This window comes from Streptomyces sp. NPDC054961 (genome assembly GCF_053609145.1).
In genome coordinates, this window is record NZ_JBSGWY010000028.1 from 80,969 (window position 1) to 107,618 (window position 26,650).

Annotated in this window: 23 protein-coding genes; 19 read left to right on the top strand and 4 right to left on the bottom strand. The window is 71.6% G+C overall.

Translation table 11 applies throughout. The features are described from left to right. The first annotated feature begins 248 nt into the window (after positions 1–248). Complete coding sequence (locus tag ACWF9Z_RS24110; RefSeq protein ID WP_453605072.1) at positions 249–2,693, top strand: RelA/SpoT family protein; 2,445 nt, start codon at positions 249–251, stop codon at positions 2,691–2,693. Positions 2,694–2,839: 146 nt separating this feature from the next. Here ACWF9Z_RS24110 and ACWF9Z_RS24115 read toward each other — a convergent pair whose 3' ends face one another. Further along, entirely contained in the window at positions 2,840–4,069 is a 1,230-nt protein-coding gene (locus ACWF9Z_RS24115) for a DUF349 domain-containing protein (protein WP_453605073.1), read from the bottom strand. Between the two features lie 191 nt (positions 4,070–4,260). Continuing rightward, positions 4,261–5,043: a peptidylprolyl isomerase gene (locus ACWF9Z_RS24120; RefSeq protein WP_453605074.1), complete on the bottom strand. Its 783-nt coding sequence runs from the start codon at positions 5,041–5,043 to the stop codon at positions 4,261–4,263. A gap of 166 nt (positions 5,044–5,209) precedes the next feature. Between ACWF9Z_RS24120 and ACWF9Z_RS24125 the strand changes: the two genes are divergently transcribed. From ACWF9Z_RS24125 to ACWF9Z_RS24140, 4 genes are all read left to right on the top strand, one after another. After that, the gene (locus ACWF9Z_RS24125) at positions 5,210–5,920 is read left to right on the top strand and encodes an MBL fold metallo-hydrolase (protein ID WP_453605076.1); all 711 of its coding nucleotides are present in this window, start codon (positions 5,210–5,212) and stop codon (positions 5,918–5,920) included. A gap of 10 nt (positions 5,921–5,930) precedes the next feature. Then, a complete protein-coding gene (gene hisS / locus ACWF9Z_RS24130) occupies positions 5,931–7,190 on the top strand; it encodes a histidine--tRNA ligase (RefSeq protein ID WP_453605078.1) in 1,260 nt (419 codons plus the stop codon). A gap of 196 nt (positions 7,191–7,386) precedes the next feature. After that, a complete protein-coding gene (locus tag ACWF9Z_RS24135; RefSeq protein WP_453605080.1) occupies positions 7,387–8,010 on the top strand; it encodes a vitamin K epoxide reductase family protein in 624 nt (207 codons plus the stop codon). A gap of 53 nt (positions 8,011–8,063) precedes the next feature. Further along, positions 8,064–9,416: a replication-associated recombination protein A gene (locus ACWF9Z_RS24140; protein ID WP_453605082.1), complete on the top strand. Its 1,353-nt coding sequence runs from the start codon at positions 8,064–8,066 to the stop codon at positions 9,414–9,416. Between the two features lie 14 nt (positions 9,417–9,430). On the opposite strand, the gene ACWF9Z_RS24145 is transcribed toward ACWF9Z_RS24140, so the two are convergent. After that, positions 9,431–10,117, bottom strand: a complete 687-nt coding sequence (locus tag ACWF9Z_RS24145) for a DUF2470 domain-containing protein (protein ID WP_453605084.1) — start codon at positions 10,115–10,117, stop codon at positions 9,431–9,433. 277 nt (positions 10,118–10,394) lie between these two features. Between ACWF9Z_RS24145 and rpsD the strand changes: the two genes are divergently transcribed. Then, positions 10,395–11,006, top strand: coding sequence for a 30S ribosomal protein S4 (gene rpsD / locus ACWF9Z_RS24150; RefSeq protein ID WP_008740451.1), 612 nt, complete (start codon positions 10,395–10,397; stop codon positions 11,004–11,006). Positions 11,007–11,023: 17 nt separating this feature from the next. On the opposite strand, the gene ACWF9Z_RS24155 is transcribed toward rpsD, so the two are convergent. Further along, positions 11,024–13,417, bottom strand: coding sequence for an ATP-binding protein (locus ACWF9Z_RS24155; protein ID WP_453605087.1), 2,394 nt, complete (start codon positions 13,415–13,417; stop codon positions 11,024–11,026). Positions 13,418–13,575: 158 nt separating this feature from the next. Between ACWF9Z_RS24155 and ACWF9Z_RS24160 the strand changes: the two genes are divergently transcribed. The 13 genes from ACWF9Z_RS24160 to nusB all read left to right on the top strand — a co-directional run bounded on the left by ACWF9Z_RS24160 (position 13,576) and on the right by nusB (position 26,484). Then, on the top strand, positions 13,576–14,016 hold the full coding sequence (locus ACWF9Z_RS24160) for a DUF948 domain-containing protein (RefSeq protein ID WP_453605089.1): 441 nt from the start codon (positions 13,576–13,578) through the stop codon (positions 14,014–14,016). Positions 14,017–14,024: 8 nt separating this feature from the next. Beyond that, positions 14,025–14,396, top strand: a complete 372-nt coding sequence (locus ACWF9Z_RS24165; RefSeq protein ID WP_453605091.1) for a DUF6167 family protein — start codon at positions 14,025–14,027, stop codon at positions 14,394–14,396. Beyond that, positions 14,396–17,065 (top strand): alanine--tRNA ligase, encoded by a 2,670-nt coding sequence (alaS, locus tag ACWF9Z_RS24170; RefSeq protein ID WP_453605093.1) that lies wholly within the window; start codon positions 14,396–14,398, stop codon positions 17,063–17,065. Before ACWF9Z_RS24165 ends, alaS begins: the two co-directional genes overlap by 1 nt. Next, positions 17,065–17,535: a Holliday junction resolvase RuvX gene (gene ruvX, locus ACWF9Z_RS24175; protein WP_453605095.1), complete on the top strand. Its 471-nt coding sequence runs from the start codon at positions 17,065–17,067 to the stop codon at positions 17,533–17,535. Before alaS ends, ruvX begins: the two co-directional genes overlap by 1 nt. 125 nt (positions 17,536–17,660) lie before the next feature. Beyond that, the gene (mltG, locus tag ACWF9Z_RS24180) at positions 17,661–19,499 is read left to right on the top strand and encodes an endolytic transglycosylase MltG (RefSeq protein WP_453605096.1); all 1,839 of its coding nucleotides are present in this window, start codon (positions 17,661–17,663) and stop codon (positions 19,497–19,499) included. A gap of 6 nt (positions 19,500–19,505) precedes the next feature. Continuing rightward, positions 19,506–20,357, top strand: coding sequence for a shikimate dehydrogenase (locus ACWF9Z_RS24185; RefSeq protein ID WP_453605098.1), 852 nt, complete (start codon positions 19,506–19,508; stop codon positions 20,355–20,357). Positions 20,358–20,514: 157 nt separating this feature from the next. Then, positions 20,515–21,699, top strand: coding sequence for a chorismate synthase (aroC, locus tag ACWF9Z_RS24190; RefSeq protein ID WP_453605100.1), 1,185 nt, complete (start codon positions 20,515–20,517; stop codon positions 21,697–21,699). 44 nt (positions 21,700–21,743) lie between these two features. Further along, entirely contained in the window at positions 21,744–22,226 is a 483-nt protein-coding gene (locus ACWF9Z_RS24195) for a shikimate kinase (protein ID WP_453605113.1), read from the top strand. Beyond that, positions 22,223–23,314 (top strand): 3-dehydroquinate synthase, encoded by a 1,092-nt coding sequence (gene aroB / locus ACWF9Z_RS24200; protein ID WP_328297640.1) that lies wholly within the window; start codon positions 22,223–22,225, stop codon positions 23,312–23,314. The genes ACWF9Z_RS24195 and aroB overlap by 4 nt, the downstream gene beginning before the upstream one ends. Before the next feature lie 95 nt (positions 23,315–23,409). Beyond that, on the top strand, positions 23,410–24,171 hold the full coding sequence (locus ACWF9Z_RS24205; protein ID WP_453605102.1) for an AAA family ATPase: 762 nt from the start codon (positions 23,410–23,412) through the stop codon (positions 24,169–24,171). Positions 24,172–24,308: 137 nt separating this feature from the next. Further along, entirely contained in the window at positions 24,309–25,418 is a 1,110-nt protein-coding gene (locus ACWF9Z_RS24210; protein ID WP_453605104.1) for an aminopeptidase P family protein, read from the top strand. Positions 25,419–25,477: 59 nt separating this feature from the next. Further along, positions 25,478–26,044, top strand: coding sequence for an elongation factor P (gene efp, locus ACWF9Z_RS24215; protein WP_356660578.1), 567 nt, complete (start codon positions 25,478–25,480; stop codon positions 26,042–26,044). 2 nt (positions 26,045–26,046) lie between these two features. After that, positions 26,047–26,484, top strand: a complete 438-nt coding sequence (nusB, locus tag ACWF9Z_RS24220; protein ID WP_453605106.1) for a transcription antitermination factor NusB — start codon at positions 26,047–26,049, stop codon at positions 26,482–26,484. Positions 26,485–26,650: the final 166 nt, after the last annotated feature.

Genomic DNA, 26,650 nt, shown 5'->3' on the forward strand with positions numbered 1-26,650 from the left:
TCTGCCCGTTTGGGCTCGCCGCGGGGGCCTGCGGGGCCCTCCGGTAGCCCCGCCGCTTTCGTGTGCGGGGCCGCTGCCGGGGGCCGGCCCCGTACCCCGCGCGCCGAACGCCGGCCGGGGCCCGCACACCGGCGGCGGGCTCGAGGGAACGGGCCGGGAGAACCCTCGCTACCATGGGTTGTCCGGACCTGACCGGGGCACCGGATCCTCCCCCAGACTGCGTCCGGGGGACCCCCCGAGGAGCGCTCTTGCCAGACGAGGTCCAGCCAATCTCCGCCGCGCAGCCCGACCCGCAGGCCGAGCCGGCCGCCGCGGTCCCCGCCACGCCGCCGCCGGCTCCCGTGCCGCAGGCGGCCCCCGCGCCGCCGGTCAAGCCCGTGCCCGCGAAGTCGGCCGGGTCCTCCAATCGGGTACGTGCACGGCTGGCCCGCCTCGGCGTCCAGAAGTCCAACCCGTACAACCCGGTCCTGGAACCCCTCCTGCGCATAGTCCGCAGCAACGACCCGAAGATCGAGACGTCGACGCTGCGCCAGATCGAGCAGGCCTACCAGGTCGCCGAGCGCTGGCACCGGGGTCAGAAGCGCAAGAGCGGCGACCCGTACATCACCCACCCGCTCGCGGTGACGACCATCCTGGCCGAGCTCGGCATGGACCCGGCCACCCTGATGGCGGGCCTGCTCCACGACACCGTCGAGGACACCGAGTACGGGCTGGAGGACCTGCGGCGCGACTTCGGCGACGCGGTCGCCCTGCTCGTCGACGGCGTCACCAAGCTCGACCGGGTCAAGTTCGGCGAGGCCGCGCAGGCCGAGACCGTGCGCAAGATGGTCGTGGCCATGGCCAAGGACCCCCGCGTCCTGGTCATCAAGCTCGCCGACCGCCTGCACAACATGCGCACCATGCGCTACCTCAAGCGGGAGAAGCAGGAGAAGAAGGCCCGCGAGACCCTCGAGATCTACGCCCCGCTGGCGCACCGGCTGGGCATGAACACCATCAAGTGGGAGCTAGAGGACCTCGCCTTCGCGATCCTCTACCCCAAGATGTACGACGAGATCGTCCGGCTGGTCGCCGAAAGGGCGCCCAAGCGCGACGAGTACCTCACCGTCGTCACCGACGAGGTGCAGGCCGACCTGCGGGCCGCCCGCATCAAGGCCACCGTCACCGGGCGGCCCAAGCACTACTACAGCGTCTACCAGAAGATGATCGTCCGGGGCCGCGACTTCGCCGAGATCTACGACCTGGTCGGCATCCGGGTGCTGGTGGACACCGTCCGGGACTGCTACGCCGCCCTCGGCACCGTGCACGCGCGATGGAATCCGGTCCCCGGCCGGTTCAAGGACTACATCGCGATGCCCAAGTTCAACATGTACCAGTCGCTCCACACGACGGTCATCGGACCCAGCGGCAAGCCGGTCGAGCTCCAGATCCGCACCTTCGACATGCACCGCCGCGCCGAGTACGGCATCGCCGCGCACTGGAAGTACAAGCAGCAGACGGTGGCCGGCGCCTCCAAGGTCCGCACCGACGTCCCGCAGGCCGCGAAGGGCAGCGCGGGCCACGACACGGTCAACGACATGGCGTGGCTGCGCCAGCTGCTGGACTGGCAGAAGGAGACCGAGGACCCGAGCGAGTTCCTCGACTCCCTGCGCTTCGACCTCTCGCGCAACGAGGTCTTCGTCTTCACGCCCAAGGGCGACGTCATAGCGCTGCCGGCCGGGGCCACCCCCGTCGACTTCGCGTACGCCGTCCACACCGAGGTCGGCCACCGCACCATAGGAGCGCGGGTCAACGGGCGGCTGGTGCCGCTCGAATCGACCCTCGACAACGGCGACCTGGTCGAGGTCTTCACCTCGAAGGCCGAGGGCGCCGGCCCCTCCCGCGACTGGCTGGGCTTCGTCAAGTCGCCCAGGGCCCGCAACAAGATCCGCGCCTGGTTCTCCAAGGAGCGGCGCGACGAGGCGATCGAGCACGGCAAGGACGCCATCGCGCGGGCCATGCGCAAGCAGAACCTGCCGATCCAGCGCATCCTGACCGGGGACTCGCTCGTCACCCTCGCGCACGAGATGCGCTACCCCGACATCTCCTCGCTCTACGCGGCGATCGGCGAGGGCCACGTGGCCGCGCAGGGCGTCGTGCAGAAGCTGGTACAGGCGCTCGGCGGCGAGGACGCGGCCAACGAGGACCTCGAGGAGACCATCCCGCCGGCGCGCGGGCGCAAGCGGCGCGGCAACGCCGACCCCGGCGTGGTCGTCAAGGGCGTCGACGACGTGTGGGTCAAGCTGGCCCGCTGCTGCACCCCGGTGCCCGGCGACCCGATCATCGGATTCGTCACCCGGGGCAGCGGCGTGTCGGTGCACCGCGCCGACTGCGTCAACGTGGATTCCCTCTCCCAGCAGCCCGAGCGGATACTGGAGGTCGAGTGGGCCCCCACCCAGTCCTCCGTCTTCCTCGTCGCCATACAGGTCGAGGCGCTGGACCGGTCCCGGCTGCTGTCGGACGTCACCCGGGTCCTGTCGGACCAGCACGTGAACATCCTCTCGGCGGCCGTCCAGACCTCCCGCGACCGGGTGGCCACCTCCCGGTTCACCTTCGAGATGGGCGACCCGAAGCACCTGGGGCACGTCCTGAAGGCCGTACGGGGCGTCGAGGGCGTCTACGACGTCTACCGCGTCACCTCGGCCCGCCGGCCGTAACCGCCGCCCGCGGGGCGGCCGCACGGGGCCGCCCCGCCGGACCGCCCCGCGGGACCGCCGCCCCCGCCGGGCCGCGACGCACGAGGGCCCCCGGTACGAGATCTCGTACCGGGGGCCCTCGGCTTACGGACGGGGGCGGCCCGCAATCAGCCGCCGAACTCCTCGAGGCCCTTCAGCGCCTGGTCCAGCAGGGCCTGGCGGCCCTCCAGCTCCCGGGACAGCTTGTCGGCCTTCGCGTTGTTGCCCGACGCGCGGGCCGCGTCGATCTGCCCGCGCAGCTTGTCGACCGCCGCCTGCAGCTGACCCGTCAGACCGGCCGCACGGGCCCGCGCCTCCGGGTTGGTGCGGCGCCACTCGCCTTCCTCGGTCTCCTGGATGGCCCGCTCCACGGCGTGCATCCGGCCCTCGACCTTGGGACGCGCGTCCCGCGGTACGTGGCCGATGGCCTCCCAGCGCTCGTTCAGCGAACGGAAAGCGGCACGGGCCGTCTTCAGATCGGTGATCGGGACGAGCTTCTCGGCCTCGTCGGCCAGCTCCTCCTTCAGCTTCAGGTTCTCCAGCTGCTCGGCGTCGCGCTCCGCGAAGACCTCGCTGCGCGCCGCGAAGAACACGTCCTGCGCACCGCGGAAGCGGTTCCACAGGTCGTCCTCGGACTCGCGCTGGGCGCGGCCCGCGGCCTTCCAGTTCTCCATCAGCTCGCGGTAGCGGGCCGCCGTCGGACCCCAGTCGGTCGACTTCGACAGCGCCTCCGCCTCCGCGACCAGCTTCTCCTTCACCTTGCGGGCGTCCTCGCGCTGCGCGTCGAGCGAGGCGAAGTGCGCCTTGCGGCGCTTGGAGAAGGCGGAGCGGGCGTGCGAGAAGCGGTGCCACAGCTCGTCGTCCGACTTGCGGTCGAGGCGGGGCAGACCCTTCCAGATGTCCACCAGCGCCCGGAGCCGCTCGCCGGCGCTGCGCCACTGGTCGCTCTGCGCCAGCTGCTCGGCCTCGACGACCAGCGCGTCCTTGGCCGCACGGGCCTCGTCCGTCTGCTTGGCCTTCTGGACCTTGCGCTCCTCGCGCCTCGAGTCCACCGTCGAGACCAGCTTGTCCAGCCGGACGCGCAGCGCGTCGAGGTCGCCGACGGCGTGGTGCTCGTCCACCTGCGTGCGCAGGTGCCCGATGGCCGTCTGGGCGTCCTTGGAGGACAGATCGGTGGTCCGCACCCGTCGTTCGAGGAGGCCGATTTCGACCACCAGGCCCTCGTACTTGCGCTCGAAGTAAGCCAGGGCCTCCTCCGGGGTGCCCGCCTGCCACGAGCCGACGACCTTCTCGCCGTCGGCGGTTCGCACGTACACGGTGCCGGTCTCGTCCACTCGGCCCCACGGGTCGCTGCTCACAGCGCCTCCTCCACCTGATGCCTTGCGAGGGGTTCGCCCCCTGGGCATCGTCCACAGTTTCCTGGGGCGGGCCGCGCCCGCCCTGCACAACGCCAACATAGGCGACCGCCGGGCCGGCTGTCCGCATCCAGCACGACGGAATATCGACGTACGGGGCGGGACGCCGGCCGGGCCCGGGGTGCCTGATCCCATCAGTTCTTGGTGACGGTGCCCTTCTCGATGGTCACCGGGGTCTTCGGGGGGCCGTCCTGGCCGCCGTCGGCCGTACCGGCCTTGGCCACTTCCTCGAGGACCTTCAGGCCGGCCGCGTCGATCTTGCCGAAGGGGGTGTACGTCGGGGCGAGCGGGCTGTCCTTGTAGACCAGGAAGAACTGGCTGCCGCCCGAGCCGGGCTGGCCCGTGTTCGCCATCGCCACCGTGCCGGCCGGGTAGACGACCTGTCCCTGCTCGTTCGCCTTGCCCAGCGCGTCGAGGTTCTCGTCGGGGATGTTGTAGCCGGGGCCGCCCGAGCCGGTGCCCTGGGGATCACCGCACTGCAGGACGAAGATCCCGTTCGTCACCAGGCGGTGGCACTTGGTGTTGTCGAAGTACTTCTTGTCGGCGAGCGACTTGAACGAGTTGACCGTCTGCGGGGTCTTCGCCGCGTCCATCTCGAACGTGATGTCGCCCGCGCTCGTCTTCAGGCCGAAGGTGTACTTCGCCTTGTCGTCGATCGCCATCGCGGGGGAGGGGGACTGCTGCGGCGTGGGCGCGGCCGAGGGGTTCGCGGCCGGGTCGGCCGCCTCGTCCTTCTTGTCCTTGTCGAACACGCCGCCGACCACCAGGCCGACCAGCGTCGCGACCACCACGGCCACGGCCGCGCCGATCACGGCCGCGCGCCGGCGCGACTTCTGCCGTGCCTCGGCACGCCGCTTCTGCTGGCGTTCGTACTTCTCCCTGGCGAGCTGGCGCCGCCGCTGATCGCTCGTGACCACCGGGTCGTCTCCTTGTGCGTATCTGATACCACTGTCCGGGCTGGGATAGGCCGTACCGTATATGGGTTCGCTGTGTAATGAGCCGCGCCGGTACGCTCTGAGCAGCGGCATTCCGATTCGCGGCGGCCGTGCAAGCTCCCGCTGGACGACGATGTGAGGGACGATCGTGCTGATTGCCGGGTTCCCGGCCGGGGCCTGGGGGACCAACTGCTACGTGGTCGCCCCCGCCGCCGGTGAGGAATGCGTCATCATCGACCCAGGCCACCAGGCCACCCGGGGTGTCGAGGAGACGCTGAAGAAGCATCGGCTCAAGCCCGTCGCGGTCGTCCTCACCCACGGCCACATCGATCACGTGGCCTCGGTGGTCCCGGTGTGCGGAGCGCACGACGTGCCCGCCTGGATCCACCCCGAGGACCGCTTCATGATGAGCGACCCCGAGAAGGCCCTCGGCCGTTCCCTCGGCGCGCAGCTCATGGGCGAACTGACGGTGGGCGAGCCCTCGGACGTCAAGGAGCTGCTCGACGGCACGAAGCTCGCCCTCGCGGGCATGGAGCTCACCGTCTCGCACGCGCCCGGCCATACCAGGGGGTCGGTGACCTTCGGGATGCCCGAGGCGGCGGACATCCCGCCGCTCCTGTTCTCGGGCGACCTGCTCTTCGCCGGCTCCATCGGGCGTACCGACTTCCCCGGCGGCAGCCACGCCGAGATGCTCGAGTCGCTGGCCCGCGTGTGCCTGCCGCTCGACGACTCGACCGTGGTGCTCCCCGGTCACAACGAGCACACGACCATTGGCCGTGAGCGCGCCACCAACCCGTACCTGCGGCAGGTGGCCGCCGGCCTGGGAGACGGCTTCACGTCTCCACGACGAGGAATGTGACGAGAGTTTCGTGAGTACTTTTCAGGCCCCCAAGGGCACGTACGACCTGCTGCCGCCCCGCTCCGCCACCTACCTGGCGGTGCGCGAGGCGATCGCCGCGCCCCTGAAGAACTCCGGCTACGGGTACGTCGAGACCCCCGGCTTCGAGGACGTCAAGCTGTTCTCGCGCGGTGTCGGCGAGTCCACCGACATCGTCAGCAAGGAGATGTACACCCTCACGACCAAGGGCGGCGACGAGCTCGCCCTGCGTCCCGAGGGCACCGCCTCCGTGCTGCGCGCGGCGCTCCAGGGCAACCTGCACAAGCTGGGCGGCCTGCCCGTCAAGCTCTGGTACTCCGGCTCCTACTACCGCTACGAGCGGGCGCAGAAGGGCCGCTACCGCCACTTCTCCCAGGTCGGCGCCGAGGCCATCGGAGCCGAGGACCCGGCGCTGGACGCCGAGCTGATCATCCTGGCCGACCAGGCGTACCGCTCGCTGGGCCTGCGCGACTTCCGGATCCTGCTGAACTCGCTGGGCGACAAGGAGTGCCGCCCGGTGTACCGGGAGGCCCTGCAGGCGTTCCTCGGCGGGCTGGACCTGGACGAGGAGACGGTGCGCCGGGCCGAGATCAACCCGCTGCGCGTCCTCGACGACAAGCGGCCCGACGTACAGAAGCAGCTCGTCGGCGCCCCGGTGCTGCGGGACTACCTGTGCGACGCGTGCAAGGCGTACCACGAGGAGGTGCGGGCGCTGGTGACGGCGGCCGGGGTCGTCTTCGAGGACGACGAGAAGCTGGTGCGCGGGCTGGACTACTACACGCGCACCACCTTCGAGTTCGTGCACGACGGTCTGGGCTCGCAGTCGGCGGTCGGCGGCGGCGGCCGCTACGACGGCCTCTCCGAGATGATCGGCGGGCCGGCGCTGCCTTCGGTGGGCTGGGCGCTGGGCGTGGACCGTACGGTGCTGGCGCTCGAGGCCGAGGGCATCGAGCTGGACGTCCCCCCGGCGACCTCCGTCTTCGCGGTGGCCCTGGGCGGGGCGAAGCCGGCGCTGTTCGGCCTGGTGACCGAGCTCCGGCGGGCCGGTGTGGCCGCCGACATCAGCTACGGGGGCAAGGGCCTCAAGGGTGCGATGAAGGACGCGAACCGCAGCGGTGCGCGCTTCGCGGTGGTCGCGGGCGACCGGGACCTCGAAGAGGGCGTGGTCCAGCTGAAGGACATGGAGTCGGGGGAGCAGACCCCGGTGCCCCTGGCCGACGTGGTCGCCACCGTCCGGGCCCGCCTGGCCTGATCGGGTCCGCGCATCCGAGCGGCCGCGGCCCGGGACGTTCCCGGGCCGCGGCCGCTCGCGTCACTCCGGGCCGCGCCGCGGGCGCGTCCTCCGGTCCCGCCGTGCGTCCCCCTTATGCACACCGAACGGTGGGCGGCGGGCGGCGTACGGCACAATGGCCCGTGCTTGATGACCTTGCAGATGTGGAGCGGGCGGGATGACGACACGCGTAGGGACCGACACGGACACCGCCACGCCGCGGACGGCCGTCGGCGGCAGCCGGGCGCTGGCCCTGCTGCTGGTGATCACGGGAGCCGCCGGGCTGCTCGCCGCCTGGATCATCACGATCGACAAGTTCAAGCTGCTCGAGGACCCGAACTTCACGCCGGGCTGCAGCCTCAACCCGATCGTGTCCTGCGGCAACATCATGAAGAGCGACCAGGCGGCCGCCTTCGGCTTCCCCAACCCGATGCTGGGCCTGGTCACCTACGGCATCGTCGTCTGCGTCGGCATGAGCCTGCTCGCCCGGGCGCGCTTCCCGCGCTGGTACTGGCTCACCCTGAACGCCGGGATGCTCTTCGGCGTCGGATTCTGCACCTGGCTGATGTACCAGTCGCTGTACAACATCAACTCGCTGTGCCTGTGGTGCTGCCTCGCCTGGGCCGCCACCATCGTCATGTTCTGGTACGTCACCTCGCACAACGTCCGCAACCGGCTGCTGCCGGCCCCCGGCTGGCTGCGCGCCTTCTTCGACGAGTTCACCTGGGTGCTGCCCGTCCTGCACATCGGGATCATCGGCATGCTGATCCTGACCCGCTGGTGGGACTTCTGGACCTCCTGAGCCGGGCCGGCCGGACGGGCCGGCCTGTCGGTGGGCTCGCATAGGCTTCCGGTGTGGAACCAGATCTCTTCACCGCCGCCGCCGAGGAACGCCAGGCGAAGGACCCCTCCAGTTCTCCGCTCGCCGTCCGGATGCGCCCGCGCACCCTGGACGAGGTCGTCGGCCAGCAGCACCTGCTGAAGCCCGGCTCGCCCCTGCGCCGGCTCGTCGGGGAGGGTGCGGGAGGCCCGGCCGGGGCGTCCTCGGTGATCCTGTGGGGTCCGCCCGGCATCGGGAAGACCACCCTGGCCTACGTGGTGAGCCAAGCGACCCAGAAGCGTTTCGTGGAGCTCTCCGCGATCACGGCGGGCGTGAAGGAAGTACGGGCCGTCATCGAGGGCGCCAAGCGCGCGGCCGGCGGATACGGCAAGGACACCGTCCTCTTCCTCGACGAGATCCACCGCTTCAGCAAGGCGCAGCAGGACTCGCTGCTGCCGGCCGTGGAGAACCGCTGGGTGACGCTGATCGCCGCCACCACGGAGAACCCGTACTTCTCGATCATCTCCCCGCTGCTCTCGCGGTCCCTGCTGCTGACGCTGGAACCGCTGACGGACGACGACCTGCGCGCGCTCGTGCGGCGGGCCCTGACCGAGGAGCGGGGCCTCGGCGGCGCGGTGACGCTGCCGCGGGACGCGGAGGAGCACCTGCTGCGGATCGCGGGCGGTGACGCGCGGCGCGCGCTGACGGCGCTGGAGGCGGGCGCGGGTTCGGCGATCGCCAAGGGCGAGCCGGAGATCACCCTCCAGACCGTGGAGGAGGCGGTCGACCGGGCCGCGGTCACGTACGACCGGGACGGCGACCAGCACTACGACGTGGCGAGCGCCCTGATCAAATCCATCCGGGGCTCGGACGTGGACGCGGCGCTGCACTACCTGGCGCGGATGATCGAAGCGGGGGAGGACCCCCGGTTCATCGCGCGCCGGCTGATGATCTCGGCGAGCGAGGACATCGGGCTCGCGGACCCGGCGGCCCTGCCGCTCGCGGTGTCCGCGGCGCAGGCGGTGGCGATGATCGGCTTCCCGGAGGCCTCGCTGACCCTGTCGCACGTGACGATCGCCCTGGCCCTGGCCCCCAAGTCGAACACCGCGACGACGGCGATCGGCGCGGCGCTCGCCGACGTCCGCGCGGGCCTGGCCGGCTCCGTGCCGACGCACCTGCGGGACGGGCACTACAAGGGCGCGGCGAAGCTGGGCCACGCGGTGGGGTACGTCTACCCGCACGACGTGCCCGGCGCGATCGCCGCCCAGCAGTACGCGCCGGACGGGATCCACGGCAAGCGGTACTACGAGCCGACGCGCTACGGAGCGGAGGCGCGGTACGCCGACGTGGTGGAAAAGGTCCGCGAGCGGCTGCGCGGCGGCTCCTGACCCGCCCCGCGGGACTAGGGGGCCGGGAACAGGGTGCGCAGTGCCCGGCGCAGGCCGCAGACGTCGTCCACCGGCTCGGGGAAGTCGAAGCGCGCGTCGAAGGCGCCGTGCCCGCGCGTGAAGCGGACCCGCAGGCCGAGGCGGTCCAGCGCGAGGGGGACCGCCGTCAGGCCGGCCGTGTCCCGGGCGCCGAGCAGGCCGCACAGATCACCCATCCGGTCACCGTGCGAGGAGGCCAGGTGCTGGAGGAGCTCCGTCTCGTGCGCGACCAGCGGGTCCGGTTCGGCCGCGCCCAGCAGCTCCGGATCCACGTGCTCGGCGCCCCACAGGTCGTCGACGGAGATCTCCCCGACCTCCAGGCGCAGCAGCATCCACGCGGGCCGGCCGCCGCCCTCGAGGAGAGCAGGCGGGGACTCGAGCGATTCGGACATGCCGAGGAGCTCGCCGACCGGATGCCGCTCCGCCAGGAGCGCCGTGCAGGCCGCCCGGTCGGCGTCCCCGCGCACCGGAGTGAGCCACCCCGCGAGCCACGCGCGGCCTCGGATACGATGGGGCACGGACACCGGCGCCACATCCGTGATCTCGATCACGGCGGTGAGGTCGTCGTCCTGGGCGTGAGCGGCTGCTCTGGCAGCCGCGGATTCCCCTGATACCAGGAGAATCACGTCCCCGTCCGGGGTGACGGTCCTTGCGGCCGGCATCGCTGTCCCGAACTCCCCCAGGTCAAAAGCACCCGGGAGCGTGAGGGATACTGAGGCGTTGGACTCTACGAGGGTTCGTACGCGTTCGGCTCCGGTGAGCTGCCGAACGCCTTCCCTGGGACGCGGCTGACCTTGCCTACCGTCGTCGAAAGCAGATCCTGTTTCGTTTGGATCTGAACTTCGATGCGCACTGGGCAGGGGGATCCCATGTGGTCGAGACATTACGTCCTCCTCGCTAAGGTAAGCCTCACCTAACTTACATGGAGGTAGGTTCCACGTGAACCAGAAGCGACCCAAGGTCAAGAAGTCGCGTGCCCTCGGCATTGCGCTGACCCCGAAGGCCGTCAAGTACTTCGAGGCCCGCCCCTACCCGCCGGGCGAGCACGGCCGTGGCCGCAAGCAGAACTCGGACTACAAGGTTCGTCTGCTGGAGAAGCAGCGTCTGCGCGCTCAGTACGACATCTCTGAGCGTCAGATGGCCCGCGCGTACGACCGCGCCAAGAAGGCCGAAGGCAAGACGGGCGAGGCGCTGGTCGTCGAGCTCGAGCGTCGCCTCGACGCCCTGGTTCTGCGTTCGGGCATCGCCCGCACCATCTACCAGGCCCGCCAGATGGTCGTTCACGGCCACATCGAGGTCAACGGCGACAAGGTCGACAAGCCGTCGTTCCGCGTCCGTCCCGACGACGTCATCACGGTGCGCGAGCGCAGCCGCGAGAAGGTTCCGTTCCAGGTTGCCCGTGAGGGTGGCTACGCAGGCGAGGGCGAGACCCCCCGTTACCTGCAGGTCAACCTGAAGGCCCTGGCCTTCCGCCTGGACCGCGACCCGAACCGCAAGGAAATCCCGGTCATCTGCGACGAGCAGCTCGTCGTCGAGTACTACGCCCGCTGATCCAGCGGACGTAGCCCTCACAGGCTGGTCAGCCCGCCGGTTCCCCCCTTGGGGGAGCCGGCGGGCTTCCTGCTTCTCGCCCCCGGCCGGACCACCGGCCGGTCGGCCGCGGCGCGCGGCCTGGGCAGCGGCCCCGCCGGCTCGGGGACCGGATCCGGCCCGCGCAGGGCACGTTCCACCAGCGCGTCCACCGTCAGTGCCCGCCCGTGCCGGGCGCAGGCCTCGTACCGCTCCGCGCCCAGCAGCTCGCCCGCCCGCTCCTCGCACATCAGCCGCGGGGCGTTGAAGTACCCCGAGCCGAACAGCTGCATCCCCACCCCGTCCCACACCGGCTCCGCGGCGCCCTGGAGCACGGCGGCCTCCGCGGGATGGCCCTCGGCGACCGTCACCAGCGCCAGCAGCTCGACCGCCAGCACCAGTCCCACCAGATCGCGGAACGCGTGGTTGATGGCCACGCACTCGGCCAGCAGCTGCCGCGCCCGGGCCGGGTCTCCCGCGTCCAGGGCCGCGTAGGCCAGCACGTACAGGGCGTACGCCTTCGTCCAGCGCTCCCCGCGCTCCTCGCAGATGTCCCGGACCTCCTCGCACAGCGAGAGCGCGCCCGGCAGCTCCCCCTGAAAGGCCAGCGTCATCGCCAGCTCCACCTGGCACATCAGGACGTTGCTGTTGAGCTCACCGGCCTCCCGGTAGCGCTCCAGCGCCCCGCCCAGCAGCTCCCGGGCCCGGGGCATGTCGTCCGAGATCAGCGCCAGACAGCCCATCCGGTGCACCGCGTACGCCGCCGCCACCGGGTTCCCGCTCTGCGCGGCCCCGTCCCGGCACTCGTACAGCGCGCTCATGGAGGCCACCGCGTCGCCCTGAAGGGCCGCGACGTACCCGAGCACCCACAGCGCCTTCAGCCGCGAGCTCTCGTACTCCGGTTCCGGTTCGGCGTGCGGCTCCGGCTCCGGCCCCGGGCCCCACGCATCGGCGGGACCGAGGGGGAAACCGGGTCCGGGTACCCGGTCCGTCCCCAGGCCGAGCTCCCGCCCGGCGCCGCCCTCCAGGGTCCGGTCCAGCCAGTGCCGGCCCTCGGCGAGCCGGCCGCAGCCCGCCCAGTAGAACCAGAGGGTGCCCGCCAGGTACTGGCCGAGGTGGATCTCCTCCGGCTCGTCCAGGCAGCACTCCAGCGCGAGCCGCAGATTGGGCAGCTCCGCCTCCACCAGCGAGGCCACCTCCTGCTGGCGCGGGCTGAACCAGTCCAGCTCGCACCAGGTCGCCAGGCCCATGTACCAGTCCCGGTGCCTGCGCCGCAGCCGCCGGGCGTCGCCCAGCGACTCCAGCCAGCCCGCCCCGTAGATCCGTACGGACTCCAGCATCCGGTAGCGCACCCCGGCGGCCGTCTCCTCCCGGATCAGCAGGGACTGCCCCAGGAGCTCCCCGACCAGGTCCAGCACCGAGTCCGCCGGCAGGTCCGGGCCCGCGCACACGTATTCGGCGGCGTCCAGGTCGAACTGGCCCGCGAAGACCGACAGCCGCGCCCACAGCAGCCGCTCCCCGGCCGTGCACAGCTCGTGGCTCCAGCCGATCGCCGTGCGCAGCGCCCGGTGCCGGGGCAGCGCACCGCGCGAGCCGCCCGTCAGCAGGGCGAAGCGGTCCTCCAGCCGGGACAGCACCTGGGCCGGGGACAGGGTGCGCAGCCGGCCCGCCGCCAGCTCCAGCGCCAGGGGCAGCCCGTCGAGCCGGGAGCACACCTCGGCCAGCACCGGCCGGGTGGCCTCCGTCGGCGCGAAGGCCGGGTCGGCCGCCACCGCCCGCTCCGTCAGCAGGGCCAGGGCCTCCTCGGGGCCCAGCGGGGCCAGCGGCCAGGACAGCTCCCCGTCGAGGGTCAGCGGGCGCCGGCCGGCCGCGAGCACCCGCAGGCCGGGACAGCTCCGCAGCAGGTCCCGTACGAGCGCGGCGGTCTCGTCGACCAGCTGCTCGAAGCCGTCCAGGACCAGCAGCAGCCGCCGCTCGGCCAGGTGTTCGGCGAGCACCGTCCGGAGCGGGCGCGTGGTGTGGTCGGTGAGCCCCAGCGCCTCGGCGAGCGTCAGCTCCAGCAGCGCGGGATCCCGTACGGACGCCAGCTCGGCCAGCCACACGCCGTCGCGGTAGCGTTCCTGCGCGGGGGCCGCCGGGCCGGCGGGTCCGGTCGGTTCCGCCGCTGACGCCGCCGCCGAGGCCGCCGCCGTCTCCGCCGCGTCCACGGCCGCCCGGGCCGCCGCCAGGACCAGCCGGGTCTTGCCGACGCCGCCCGCGCCGGTCACCGTGACCAGCCGGGAGGACTCCAGAAGCCGCCCGACCTCGGAGAGTTCGACACCCCGTCCGACGAAGCCGCTCAGGTCCGAGGGAAGATTGCCCGGCGTCCTGTGTCCCGTGGGTCTGTGTCGCATGGGATACGGAGGGTACTGGTCCGGGCGCTCTGCGTACAAGGCGGGCCCGGTCCGGGGGGCCGGCGCCGGATTTCCGGTACTACGGCGGATCTCCGGCGCGATAGGGTCGGAGGACGACTTTTTCGCCTGGTGATCAACGTAGTAGAGAGCGGTGTGCCGTGTCCGGTGGAGAGGTGGCCGGGATCCTCGTGGCCGTCTTCTGGGCCATCCTGGTCTCCTTCCTGGCCGTGGTGCTGGTGAGGCTGGCCCAGGTGCTCAAGGCGACCACCAAGCTGGTCGCCGACGTGACCGAGCAGGCCGTACCGCTCCTCGCGGACGCCTCCACGACCGTCCGCTCCGCGCGCACCCAGCTGGACCGGGTCGACGCCATCGCGAGCGACGTCCAGGAGGTCACCTCCAACGCCTCCGCGCTGTCCTCGACCGTGGCGTCCACCTTCGGCGGCCCGCTCGTCAAGATCGCGGCCTTCGGCTACGGCGTGCGCAAGGCGCTGGGCAAGGGCGGCGGGGCACCCGGGGACGGGCCCCGCGGGACCTCCCGGCGTACCGTGATCGTCGGCCGCACGGTGCCGTCGCCCCGGCGCCGCAAGCAGAAGGGCTGAGACCTCCGATGTTCCGCCGAGCCTTCTGGTTCACCGCCGGCGCGGCCGCCGGCGTGTGGGCCACCACCAAGGTCAACCGGCAGCTCAAGAAGCTGACCCCGGAGAGCCTCGCCGCCCAGGCCGCCGACAGGGCGCTCGAGGCGGGCCACCGCCTCAAGGACTTCGCCCTCGACGTCAGGGCGGGAATGTCGCAGCGCGAGGACGAGCTGAACGACGCGCTGGGACTCCACCAGGATCCCGAGCGGCCCGACAACGTCACGGCCCTTCCCGGACCGCGGCGGCGCAGGGCCATCGAGCCCGGCATGCCAGACCACACCACCTATCGCTCGAACCACGAGAACCGCTCGAAGGGTTCGTACAACCGGAATGAGGACCACTGATGGAGTCGGCTGAAATCCGCCGCCGCTGGCTGAGCTTCTTCGAGGAGCGCGGTCACACCGTTGTCCCTTCGGCGTCGCTCATCGCGGACGACCCGACTCTGCTGCTGGTGCCCGCGGGCATGGTCCCGTTCAAGCCGTACTTCCTCGGTGAGGTCAAGCCGCCCGCGCCGACGCTCACCAGCGTGCAGAAGTGCGTCCGCACCCCGGACATCGAAGAGGTCGGCAAGACCACCCGCCACGGCACGTTCTTCCAGATGTGCGGCAACTTCTCCTTCGGCGACTACTTCAAGGAAGGCGCCATCAAGTACGCCTGGGAGCTGCTGACCGGCTCCCTGGCCGACGGCGGCTTCGCCCTGGACCCGGAGAAGCTCTGGATCACGGTCTACCTCGACGACGACGAGGCCGAGGCCATCTGGCGCGACAAGATCGGCGTCCCGGCCGAGCGCATCCAGCGCCTGGGCAAGAAGGACAACTTCTGGTCCATGGGCGTTCCGGGTCCGTGCGGCCCGTGCTCCGAGATCAACTACGACCGCGGCCCGGAGTTCGGCGTCGAGGGCGGCCCGGCCGTCAACGACGAGCGCTACGTGGAGATCTGGAACCTGGTCTTCATGCAGTACGAGCGCGGCGCCGGCGACGGGAAGGAAGACTTCCCGATCCTCGGCGACCTGCCGTCGAAGAACATCGACACGGGTCTCGGCCTCGAGCGCCTCGCCATGATCCTGCAGGGCGTGCAGAACATGTACGAGACCGACACCCTGCGCGTGGTCATGGACAAGGCCACCGAGCTGACCGGCGTGCGGTACGGCGCCGAGCAGGGCACGGACGTCTCGCTCCGCGTGGTCGCCGACCACATCCGCACCTCCACCATGCTCATCGGCGACGGGGTCACCCCCGGCAACGAGGGCCGTGGCTACGTGCTGCGCCGCATCATGCGCCGCGCCATCCGCAACATGCGCCTCATGGGCGCCACCGGTCCCGTGGTCCAGGAGCTCGTCGACGTCGTGATCGACACGATGGGGCAGCAGTACCCGGAGCTCGTCACCGACCGCAAGCGCATCGAGACCGTCGCGCTCGCCGAAGAGGCCGCCTTCGTGAAGGCCCTGCGCGGCGGCACGAACATCCTCGACACCGCCATCACCGAGACCAAGGCCACCGGCGGCACGGTCCTGGCCGGCGACAAGGCGTTCCTGCTCCACGACACCTGGGGCTTCCCGATCGACCTCACCCTGGAGATGGCCGCCGAACAGGGCCTCTCCGTGGACCAGGACGGCTTCCGCCGCCTGATGCAGCAGCAGCGGGACCAGGCCAAGGCCGACGCCAAGGCCAAGAAGACCGGCCACGCGGACATGTCCGCCTACCGGGAGATCGCCGACGGCTCCGGCGCCACCGAGTTCACCGGCTACGCCACCAACCAGGGCGAGTCCACCATCGTCGGCCTCCTGGTCAACGGCGTCTCCTCGCCCGCCGCCTCCGAGGGCGACGAGGTCGAGGTCGTCCTGGACCGCACCCCCTTCTACGCCGAGGGCGGCGGCCAGCTCGCCGACCAGGGCCGGATCAAGCTCGACTCCGGCGCCGTCATCGAGATCCGCGACGTGCAGCAGCCGGTCCCGGGCGTGTCCGTGCACAAGGGTTCCGTGCAGGTCGGCGAGGTCACGGTCGGCGCGTCCGCCTACGCCGCCATCGACATCAACCGCCGCCGGGCCATCGCCCGCGCCCACTCGGCCACGCACCTGACGCACCAGGCGCTGCGCGACGCCCTCGGCCCGACCGCCGCCCAGGCCGGTTCCGAGAACTCGCCCGGCCGCTTCCGCTTCGACTTCGGTTCGCCGAACGCCGTCCCCGGCTCGGTCCTCACCGACGTCGAGCAGAAGATCAACGACGTGCTCTCCCGCGAGCTCGACGTGACCGCCGAGATCATGAGCATCGACGAGGCGAAGAAGCAGGGCGCCATCGCCGAGTTCGGCGAGAAGTACGGCGAGCGCGTGCGCGTCGTGACCATCGGCGACTTCTCCAAGGAGCTGTGCGGCGGAACCCACGTCGGCAACACCTCCCAGCTGGGTCTGGTGAAGCTGCTCGGCGAGTCCTCCATCGGCTCCGGCGTGCGCCGCGTCGAAGCCCTCGTCGGCGTGGACGCGTACAACTTCCTCGCCAAGGAGCACACGGTCGTCGCCCAGCTCCAGGAGCTGGTCAAGGGACGGCCGGAGGAGCTGCCGGAGAAGATCGCCTCCATGCTCGGCAAGCTGAAGGACGCCGAGAAGGAGATCGAGAAGTTCCGCGCGGAGAAGGTCCTCCAGGCCGCCGCCGGTCTGGCTTCCGGCGCCCAGGACGTACGGGGCGTCGCGGTCGTCACCGGTCAGGTGCCGGACGGCACCGGCGCCGACGACCTGCGCAAGCTCGTCCTCGACGTCCGCGGCCGCATCCAGGGCGACCGTCCGGTCGTCGTGGCCCTGTTCACCGTGGTGGCCGGGCGCCCGCTGACCGTCATCGCCACCAACGAGGCCGCCCGCGAACGCGGCCTCAAGGCCGGCGACCTGGTCCGCGCCGCCGCCAAGACCCTCGGCGGAGGCGGCGGCGGCAAGCCCGACGTCGCTCAGGGCGGCGGCCAGAACCCGGCCGCCATCGGCGAAGCCATCACGGCCGTCGAACGCCTCGTGGGAGAGACCGCCTGATGACGCTGCGCCGCGGCCGCCGGCTCGCCATCGATGTCGGGGACGCCCGGATCGGGGTCGCCTCGTGCGACCCCGATGGGGTGTTGGCCACACCGGTGGAGACCGTGCCGGGCCGGGACATCCCCTTCGCCCACCGGCGGCTGCGGCAGCTCGTCGCGGAATACGAGCCCATCGAGGTGGTGGTCGGCCTGCCGCGTTCGCTCAGCGGACGCGAGGGGCCGGCCGCGGCGAAGTGCCGCGCCTTCGCCATGGAACTCGCCAAGGGGATCAAACCCGTGACGGTGCGTCTGGTGGACGAGCGGATGACGACGGTCACCGCGGCCCAGGGCCTGCGGGCCGCGGGGCGCAACGCGAAAAAGGGCCGGTCGGTCATCGACCAGGCCGCGGCTGTGATCATCCTGCAGAACGCCCTGGAGACCGAACGGGTATCAGGTAATCCTCCTGGCGAGTGCGTCGAAGTGGTTGTCTGATCGCGATGCGGTAACGTTCCGCGCGATGTGACGGCATTCGAACAGCCGTCGCCCACCAGAAGAGGCGGAACCGGGTGTCGCGGCAGATGGCGTCGCGGCCTTCGTCTCGCGGCTCTAGGGGATCGATGACTGAATATGGCCGGGGCCCTGGTCCCGAACCGTGGCATCCCGAGGACCCTCAGTTCGGGGACCGGGGATGGTCCGGGCACGAGGCCCAGCAGGGCCGGATGCCTTACGTCGATGGCCAGCAGCAGTATCCGCAGGAGCCGCAGTACGACCAGCAGTACCAGCAGCACCCGCAGCACCCGCAGCACCCGCAGTACCAGGAGTACCCGCAGGGCGGGCACCAGCAGTACCCGCAGGACCAGCAGCAGTACCCGCAGGACCCGCAGCAGCAGTACGCGCAGCAGCAGCAGTACGGGCAGCAGGCCCCGCAGGGCTACGCGCAGCAGGAGACCTACGGCGGCGGCCAGGTCTGGGACACCGGGATGAACCAGGTCCAGGCCCAGGCCCAGCCCTACGCCGGGGCGCGCCCCGGTCAGGACTACCCCGGTCAGGACTTCCAGGGTCAGGAATACGCGGGCGTGGCGCAGGCCGCGGAACCGTACCTCGACGTGGCCGGGGCCGCAGACCCCTACGCGGGTGCGGACCCGTACGCCCAGCAGCCCCTGGGGGGTTACCCCGGCGAGGCACCCGACCTGTACGGCACCTCCGAGGCCTTCCCGCCGCCGCGCCCCCCGGGCCGGCGGCACCTGGAGACCGAGGAGCCCGCGGCCGACGAAGAAGCCGAGGACTCGTTCCTGGGCGGCGGCGGCCACGACGACGGCGATGACGACGACGACGGGCGCCGCCCGGGCCGTTCCGGCGGCAAGCCGAAGAAGCGCAGCGGCATGGCCTGCCTGATCGCGGCCGTGGTCATCGTCGGCGTGGTCGGCGGTGGCGGCTACTACGGCTACACCTACCTCAAGGCCAAGTTCGGCGCGGCCGAGGACTTCGCGGGATCCGGCATCGACGAGGCCGTCGACGTGGAGATCCCCAAGGGCGCGGGCCTGGGCCAGATGGGCCGCATCCTCAAGGAGGCCGGCGTGGTCGCGAGCGCCCAGGCCTTCGTGGACGCGGCGAACACGAACCCCAAGGGCAAGTCGATCCAGCCCGGCGTCTATCCGCTCAAGAAGAAGATGTCGGCCGCCTCCGTGGTCGAGGTCATGACCGACCCCTCCAAGCTCCACGTGCTCACCATCGCCGAGGGCATGCGCAACAGCACGGTCTACGAGGCGATCGACCGCAAGCTCGGCAAGCCGGCGGGCACCACGAAGGACACCGCCTTCCGCGAGGCCAAGAACCTCGGCCTGCCGGCGTGGGCGAACAACGACCCGAAGATCATGGACCCCCTCGAGGGCTTCCTGTACCCGATGCGCTACGACCTGACCAAGGACAGCACCCCCGAGTCCCTGCTCAAGCAGATGGTCAAGAACGCCACCGACAAGTACACGGAGCTGGGGGTCGAGGGCAAGGCCAAGGAGCTGGGCCTGGAGAACCCGCTCCAGGTGATCACGGTCGCCAGCCTCGTCAACGCCGAGGGCAAGAACCACGACGACTTCCGGAAGATGGCGGAGGTGGTCTACAACCGCCTCAAGAAGACCAACGACGTCACGAACCGGAAGATCGAGTTCGACTCGACGTACAACTACGTCAAGAACCAGAGCGAGATCAACTTCAACCTCAAGGAAGCCAAGGCCTTCGTCAACCCGTACAACACGCACAACGTGGCGGGGCTGCCCCCCGGTCCGATCAACAACCCCGGTCTGGACGCCCTGACCGCTACGCTCAACCCGGACCACGGCGGCTGGATGTTCTTCGTGTCGGTCGACGGCGACAAGACGACCTTCACCAAGACCTACGACGAGCACCTGAAGCTCGTCGCCGAGTTCCAGGAACGGCAGAAGCAGAAGAACGGCGGGTAGCAGGACATGTCACGGATACGGGCCGCGGTGCTGGGTTCGCCCATCGAGCACTCCCTCTCACCGGTGCTGCACCGCGCCGCGTACCAGGAGCTCGGCCTCGACGACTGGTCGTACGACCGCTTCGAGATCGACGAGGCCGCGCTCCCCGCATTCCTCGCCGGCCTGGGCCCCGAGTGGGCCGGGCTGTCGCTGACCATGCCGCTGAAGCGGGCGGTCATCCCGCTGCTCGACGGCATCAGCGACACGGCCGCCTCCGTCGAGGCGGTCAACACGGTCGTCCTCACCGAGGACGGCCGGCGCATCGGGGACAACACCGACATCCCCGGACTGATCTCCGCCCTGGACGAGCGGGGCGTGCGGAAGGTGGAGTCCGCCGCCGTCCTCGGCGCGGGCGCCACCGCCTCCTCGGCGCTCGCCGCGCTCGCGCGGATCTGTTCCGGCGAGGTGACCGCGTACGTACGTTCCGCCGCGCGGGCCGCCGAGATGCGCGAGTGGGGCGAGCGCCTCGGCGTGGACGTCCGCACGGCCGACTGGTCGCGGGCGGCCGAGGCGCTGTCCGCGCCGCTGGTCATCGCGACCACTCCGGCCGGTGCCACGGACGAGCTGGCCGCCGCCGTGCCCGCCGGGCCCGGCACGCTCTTCGACGTCCTCTACGACCCGTGGCCCACCGCCCTCGCGGCCGCCTGGACCGGACGCGGCGGCACGCTCCTCGGCGGCCTCGACCTCCTGGTCCATCAGGCGGTCCTCCAGGTCGAGCAGATGACCGGCCGCCCCGCCGCCCCCCTGGCGGCCATGCGGGCCGCCGGCGAAGCGGCCCTGCTCGCCCGGCACCGAACGGCCTCCGGGGATCGCTTCTAGATCCACTTCTCGCCGTGCCGGCGGGTGCGCCGCCGTCCGACAGCTGGACCGGAGGGCGGTGCAGCGCCCCGGACATGGGAGGATCGGGTGAAGGCGGGTCCGGGCCGCGCACCCGATCGCGCCGTCGCTGGATCAGGCGCGAGCATGAGGAGCATCGTTGAGCAGGTTGCGTTGGCTGACCGCCGGGGAATCGCACGGCCCGGCGCTGGTGGCGACGCTGGAGGGGCTTCCCGCCGGCGTTCCGGTCACCACGGAGCTGGTGGCCGACCACTTGGCCCGCCGCCGGCTCGGCTACGGCCGTGGTGCCCGGATGAAGTTCGAGCAGGACGAGGTGACCTTCCTCGGCGGTGTCCGCCACGGTCTGTCCCTCGGTTCCCCGGTCGCCGTGATGGTGGGCAACACCGAGTGGCCGAAGTGGGAGAAGGTCATGTCGGCCGACCCCGTGGACCCCTCGGAGCTGAAGGAGACCGGCCGCAACGCGGCGCTCACCCGGCCCCGTCCCGGCCACGCGGACCTCGCCGGCATGCAGAAGTACGGCTTCGACGAGGCCCGGCCGATCCTGGAGCGCGCCAGCGCCCGTGAGACCGCCGCCCGCGTGGCCCTCGGCGCCATCGCCCGGTCCTTCATCAAGGAGGTCGCCGGCATCGAGATCGTCTCCCACGTCGTGGAGCTGGCCGCCGCCAAGGCCCCGTACGGCGTCTACCCGGTCCCCGCCGACGTCGAGAAGCTCGACGCCGACCCGGTGCGCTGCCTCGACGCCGACGCGTCGAAGGCGATGGTCGCGGAGATCGACCAGGCCCACAAGGACGGCGACACCCTGGGCGGCGTCGTCGAGGTCCTCGCCTACGGCGTGCCCGTCGGCCTCGGCTCGCACGTGCACTGGGACCGCCGCCTCGACGCGCGCCTCGCGGCCGCGCTCATGGGCATCCAGGCCATCAAGGGCGTGGAGGTCGGCGACGGCTTCGACCTGGCCCGCGTGCCGGGCTCGCAGGCGCACGACGAGATCGTCTCCACCCCCGAGGGCATCAAGCGCACCACCGGCCGCTCCGGCGGCACGGAGGGCGGTCTGACCACCGGTGAGCTGCTGCGCGTACGGGCCGCCATGAAGCCGATCGCGACCGTGCCGAAGGCCCTCGCGACCGTGGACGTGGCGACCGGAGAGGCGACGGTGGCCCACCACCAGCGCTCCGACGTCTGTGCGGTGCCCGCCGCGGGCATCGTCGCGGAGGCCATGGTCGCCCTGGTGCTGGCCGACGCCGTCGTGGAGAAGTTCGGCGGCGACTCCGTCGCCGAGACCCGCCGCAACGTCCGCTCGTACCTCGACCACCTGCAGATCCGGTGACCGCCGCCCCGCACACCGGCCCCCTGGTCGTCCTCGTCGGCCCCATGGGGTCCGGCAAGTCCACCGTGGGCGAGCTGATCGCGCAGCGGCTCGGCGTCTCCTACCGGGACACCGACGCCGACATCGTCGCCGCCCAGGGCCGGGCGATCTCCGACATCTTCGTGGACGACGGCGAGCCGTACTTCCGTGCGCTGGAGCGGGAGGCCGTCGCGGCCGCCGTCGCCGGACACGACGGGGTGCTCGCCCTCGGCGGCGGCGCCGTCCTCGACGGGGGGACGCGCGAGCTGCTGGCCGGCCTGCCCGTCGCCTACCTCTCGATGGACGTCGAGGAAGCCGTCCGGCGCGTGGGCCTCGGCGCCGCGCGCCCGCTGCTCGCCGTCAACCCGCGCCGCCAGTGGCGCGAGCTGATGGACGCCCGGCGTCCCCTGTACACCGAAGTCGCGCGCGTCGTGGTGGCCACCGACGACCGCACCCCCGAAGAGGTCGCACAAGCGGTCCTCGACGCTCTGGAGTTGAAGAACGCATGACAGATCAGGTGACGCGGATCCAGGTCGGCGCGAGTGCCGGGCACGACGCGTACGACGTGCTGGTCGGCCGGCAACTGCTCGGCGAGCTCGGCTCCCTGATCGGTACCAAGGCCCAGCGGGTCGCGGTCATCCACCCCGAGGCGCTCGCCTCGACCGGTGAGGCGCTGCGCGACGACCTCGCCGCCCAGGGCTACGAGGCCGTCGCCATCCAGGTGCCGAACGCCGAAGAGGCCAAGACGGTCGAGGTGGCGGCGTACTGCTGGAAGGCCCTGGGGCAGTCCGGCTTCACCCGCACCGACGTCATCGTCGGCGTCGGCGGGGGAGCCACCACCGACCTCGCGGGCTTCGTCGCGGCCTCCTGGCTGCGCGGCGTGCGCTGGATCGCCGTACCGACCACCATCCTCGCGATGGTGGACGCGGCCGTCGGCGGCAAGACCGGCATCAACACCGCCGAGGGCAAGAACCTCGTCGGCGCCTTCCACCCGCCGGCCGGCGTGCTCTGCGACCTGGCGGCGCTGGAGTCGCTGCCCGTCAACGACTACGTCAGCGGCCTCGCCGAGATCATCAAGGCGGGATTCATCTCCGACCCGGTGATCCTCGACCTGATCGAGGAGGACCCGGCGGCGGCCCGCACCCCCGCCGGCCCGCACACGGCCGAGCTGATCTGCCGCTCCATCCAGGTCAAGGCGGACGTGGTCTCCAGCGACCTCAAGGAGTCGGGGCTGCGGGAGATCCTGAACTACGGGCACACCCTCGCGCACGCCATCGAGAAGAACGAGCGCTACAAGTGGCGCCACGGAGCGGCCGTCTCGGTGGGCATGGTCTTCGCGGCCGAGCTCGGCCGGCTGGCGGGCCGCCTCGACGACGCGACGGCCGACCGGCACAAGGAGGTGCTCGCCTCGGTGGGTCTCCCGCTGACCTATCGTGGCGACCAGTGGCCCAAGCTGTTGGAGACGATGAAGCTCGACAAGAAGTCCCGCGGCGACCTGCTGCGCTTCATCGTCCTGGACGGGCTGGCCAAGCCGACCGTCCTGGAGGGTCCGGACCCGGCCGTCCTCGTGGCGGCGTTCGGTGAAGTAACGGCCTGAGCCCGGCCTCCGCGTGACCGCGTGACCCGACGGACCTCCGGGGTCATATAACGTTCTCGCATCAGTCGTGGCGGAACGAGACGGGGTTGGCAGGGATGCAGCAGGCAGTGGGGGGCGGCGGCTGGGAGCCGTCGGGGAGCCATCACCAGACGGCGCCCCCGCAGCCGCCGATACCCCCGGCGCAGGGCTGGCCGGTGTCGCCCATACCGGTGCCCGCGCCGGAGGCCGCGGCGGGAACCCCCGGGGTGCCGGACGGCTCCACCGGGCACATCCCGCTGCCGCCCGCCGTCGCGGGCACCGGCGGGGCCACCCTCGCGGTGCTGCTCATCGGCCCCGCGGGGGCGGGCAAGACCACCGTGGCCCGCCACTGGGCGGCCACCCGGCCCGTCCCCACCGCGCACGTCAGCCTGGACGATGTACGGGAATGGGTGTGCTCGGGATTCGCCGACCCGCAGGCCGGCTGGAACGACCACTCCGAGGCCCAGTACCGCCTCGCCCGCCGCACCTGCGGCTTCGCGGCCCGCAACTTCCTGGCCAACGGGATCTCCTGCATCCTCGACGACGCCGTGTTCCCCGACCGCCCGGTCGTCGGCCTCGGCGGCTGGAAGCGCCACGTGGGGCCCGCGCTGCTCCCGGTGGTGCTGCTGCCCGGCCTGGAGATCGTCCTGGAGCGCAACGCCGCCCGCTCCGGCAACCGGCGGCTCTCCGACGAGGAAGTCGCCCGGATCCACGGCCGCATGGCGGGCTGGTACGGCTCCGGACTGCCCATCATCGACAACTCCCACCTGGACATCGAGGGCACCGCCCGCGCCCTGGACGAGACCCTGGCGCGCGTCATCTCCGCTCCGGCCCACTGAGCCGGGGCCCGGGCCGCCGGGCCGCCCCGTTCCCCGGCCCCACGCCGTCCGCCCCCCGCCCCGCCCGCGCCCCGCGCGCGACCTCGTACGGCTGCGCTCACCAGGCCGGATGCGCGGAGCGCTCGTAGGCTCGGAACATGTCAGACGTGTACGCGGCCCGCCGAGGCCTGCTTCGCGACCGCTGTGCGGCCGCCGGGAACGCCGCCGCACTCATCACGCGTCCGGCCAACGTGCGCTACCTCTCCGGGGCGTCGCCGCTGGGCGCCGTCCTGCTGGTCGGTCCGGGCGGCGAGGACATGATGTTCTGCGCCGGTCAGCCCACCGGGGAGGCCGACGAGGGACGGCTCGACGAGCACCTGCGGCTCTCCGTGCTGGACGTCCCCGGCGCGGACCCCGCCGTCGCGGCCGCCGACCTGGCCGCCTCGGGGCGCGCCGAGTCCCTCGCCGTCGAGGAACACCACCTCACCGTCGGCCGGCACCGCGCGCTGCGCTCGGTGGCGCCCGGACTGCGCCTGTGCGACCTCGGGGCCGCCGTCGAACAGCAGCGCCTCGTCAAGGACGAGGAGGAGATCGCCTGTCTGCGGATCGCCGCCGAGATCGCCGACCAGGCCCTCGGCGAGCTGCTGGAATCGATCCTGGTGGGCCGCACCGAACGGCACCTCGCCCTGGAGCTGGAGCGCCGCCTCGTGGACCACGGGGCCGACGGCCCGGCCTTCCCGACCTCGGTGGGCACCGGTCCGCACTCCGGCCGCTCCCGCCACCGGCCCTCCGACCGCAGGGTGGAGGAAGGCGACTTCCTCTCGGTGTGCCTGGGCGCCAACTACCGCGGCTACCGGTGCGAGATCGGCCGTACCTTCGTCATCGGCACCACCCCCGCCGACTGGCAGATCGAGCTGTACGACGTGGTCTTCGCCGCCCAGCGGGCCGGCCGCGAGGCCCTCCTGCCCGGGGCCGCGTACCGAGATGTGGATCACGCGGCCCGTTCCGTCCTCGACTCGGCAGGTCACGGCGAGGCCCTCGCCGCGTCGACCGGACACGGAGTGGGTCTCGAAATCGACGAGGACCCGCAGCTTGCACCTACGGCCATGGGTAAACTGGACGCTTGCGTGCCGGTCACCGTCGAACCGGGGGTTCACCTCCCCGGCCGGGGAGGTGTCCGGATCGATGACACGCTCGTCGTACGCCCCGAGGCGGACGGCGGTCCCGAGCTACTCACCATTACGACCAAGGAGCTGCTCGCGCTCTAGTCCGCCCCGGCGGCCTGGGCGCGCACCCGTGGTCTTCCAGTGCAGGAGATTCCCACACCGTGGCTTCCACGAACGACCTCAAGAACGGCATGGTGCTGAAGCTCGACGGGGGCCAGCTCTGGTCCGTCGTCGAGTTCCAGCACGTCAAGCCCGGCAAGGGCCCGGCCTTCGTGCGCACCAAGCTGAAGAGCGTCATGTCCGGCAAGGTCGTCGACAAGACGTTCAACGCCGGCACCAAGGTCGAGACGGCCACCATCGACCGCCGCGACATGCAGTTCTCCTACATGGACGGCGAGTACTTCGTCTTCATGGACATGGAGACCTACGACCAGCTCATGGTCGACAAGAAGGCCGTCGGCGACGCCGCCAACTTCCTGATCGAGGGCTTCACCGCCTCCGTGGCCCGCCACGAGGGCGAGGTGCTCTACGTCGAGCTCCCGGCCGCCGTCGAGCTGGTCATCCAGCACACCGACCCCGGCGTCCAGGGTGACCGCTCCACCGGCGGCACCAAGCCGGCGACGCTGGAGACCGGTCACGAGATCCAGGTCCCGCTCTTCGTCAACACCGGCGAGAAGGTCAAGGTCGACACCCGCACCAGCGACTACCTCGGCCGGGTGAACAGCTAACCGTGGCTGCCCGGAGCAACGCGCGCAAGCGCGCTTTCCAGATCCTCTTCGAGGCCGACCAGCGCGGAGTACCCGTGCGCGAGGTCCTCGCGGACTGGATCCGCCACTCGCGCTCGGACACCGACCGCCAGCCCGCGGTGAACGAGTTCACCATGGAACTCGTCGAGGGGTACGCCGACAAGGTGGACCGCATCGACGATCTCATCGCCACGTACGCCGTGGACTGGGACCTCGACCGCATGCCGGTCGTGGACCGCAACATCGTGCGTCTCGGTGCCTACGAGCTGATCTGGGTGGACGGTACCCCGGACGCCGTGGCCATCGACGAGGCCGTCCAGCTGGCCAAGGAGTTCTCCACGGACGAGTCGCCCTCGTTCGTGAACGGGCTGCTCGGCCGCTTCAAGGACCTCAAGCCGAAGCTGCGTCGCAGCGAGAGCTGAACCGGCCGGACCGGCAGGCGCCGGCCGGGCGGGAACGAACGGAGGGCCCCCCCCGCCCCGGGCGGGGCACCCGGCCCCCCCCTGGAGCGCCGCCGCGGCGTGGGCGCCCAGAACGGTCAGCGACGCGGTGGTCGCCGAAGCGGAACGGCGGCGGCGGGTGCGTAAG